The sequence below is a fragment of the Pseudomonas sichuanensis genome, from assembly GCF_003231305.1.
GTDB lineage: Bacteria > Pseudomonadota > Gammaproteobacteria > Pseudomonadales > Pseudomonadaceae > Aquipseudomonas > Aquipseudomonas sichuanensis.
The window spans coordinates 1-1,634 of the sequence record NZ_QKVM01000122.1 but is presented as its reverse complement, the minus strand read 5'-3'; the positions used below and the strand labels follow the sequence as shown (position 1 = coordinate 1,634).

At 59.7% G+C, this 1,634-nt stretch carries 2 protein-coding genes; both read left to right on the top strand.

Annotation, left to right across the window (positions count from 1 at the left end):
* A partial coding sequence (arsB, locus tag DM373_RS28335; RefSeq protein ID WP_110996607.1) for an ACR3 family arsenite efflux transporter occupies positions 1-989 on the top strand: 989 nt, incomplete at its 5' end.
* Positions 990-992: 3 nt separating this feature from the next.
* Positions 993-1,634: arsenical resistance protein ArsH (gene arsH / locus DM373_RS28330; RefSeq protein ID WP_110996606.1), on the top strand; the 642-nt coding region annotated here is incomplete at its 3' end.

Sequence of the window (1,634 nt, the reverse complement as noted above, 5' to 3'; positions counted from 1 at the left end):
TTGGTCTGGGCAGCCTGTTCCAGGGATTGCCTGCGTGGCTGAATAGCCTGTCGGTAGGCTCGACAAACATCCCCATCGCGATTGGCCTCATCGTCATGATGTACCCGCCGCTGGCGAAGGTGAAATACGAGGAACTGCCTCAGGTTTTCAAGGACAAGCGCATCCTCGTGCTGTCGCTGGTCCAGAACTGGGTAATCGGCCCGGTACTGATGTTCGGGCTGGCAGTAGTGTTCCTTTCCGACAAGCCTGAGTACATGACTGGCCTGATCCTCATCGGCTTGGCGCGCTGCATCGCCATGGTGCTGGTGTGGAACCAGATCGCCGGTGGCAACAACCAGTACGTGGCGGGCCTGGTCGCCTTCAACAGCATTTTCCAGATCCTGTTCTTCAGCGTGTACGCCTGGATCTTCCTTGGCCTGCTGCCACCTCTGTTTGGCCTTGAGGGTAGCGTCATCGAGACCAGCTTCCTCGACATCGCCCAATCGGTACTGATCTACCTGGGCATCCCGTTCCTGGCCGGCTTCCTGACCCGCAAGATTCTGATCAGCAGCAAGGGCGAGACCTGGTACCAGGAGCGCTTCATTCCGAGGATCAGCCCGCTGACGCTCTTGGCGTTGCTGCTGACCATCGTGGCCATGTTCAGCCTGAAAGGCGACATGGTGCTGCAACTGCCGCTGGATGTGCTGCGCATCGCTATCCCGCTGACTATCTACTTCGTGGTGATGTTCTTCATCAGCTTCTGGATGGGCAAGCTGCTGGAAGCTGACTACCCACGTACCACTGCTCTGGCGTTCACCGCAGCGAGTAACAATTTTGAACTGGCCATTGCCGTGGCCATCGCCACCTTCGGTCTTGCCTCGCCGGTCGCGTTTGCCACCGTCATCGGGCCCTTGGTGGAAGTGCCGGTACTGATCTCCCTGGTGGGCGTGGCCTTGTGGCTCAAGCGCCGCTGGTTCGATCAGCCATCTGGCGCCTTGTCTCAGGAGTAAATCATGACCGAACACCACATCCCCAACATCGACAACGATCTGGTCGAACTGCCGACAGCAGACAAGCTGGCAGTCGAGCAAAAGTCCACCCATAAGCCTCGCATCCTGCTGCTGTACGGATCGACCCGCGAACGCTCCTTCAGCCGCCTGCTGACGGAAGAAGCTGCACGCCTGCTGGAACACTTCGGTGCCGAGACGCGGATATTCAATCCGACCGGGCTGCCGCTGGCGGATGACGTGCCCGATGACCACCCCATGGTCAAGGAGCTGCGCGACCTGGTGCTGTGGTCGGAAGGCATGGTCTGGTGCTCGCCAGAACGCCACGGCGCAATGACTGGCGTGTTCAAATCGCAGATCGACTGGATTCCACTGAGCATGGGCGCCGTGCGCCCGACCCAAGGCAAAACCCTTGCGGTGATGCAGGTCTGCGGTGGCTCGCAGTCGTTCAACGTGGTCAACCAGCTGCGCGTCCTCGGCCGCTGGATGCGCATGTTCACCATCCCTAACCAGTCGTCCGTGCCGAAGGCCTACCTGGAATTCGACGAGGCGGGTCGCATGAAACCCTCTTCGTACTACGACCGTGTCGTCGACGTGATGGAGGAGCTGGTGAAGTTCACCCTGCTGCTTCGTGATCGCTCCGACTAT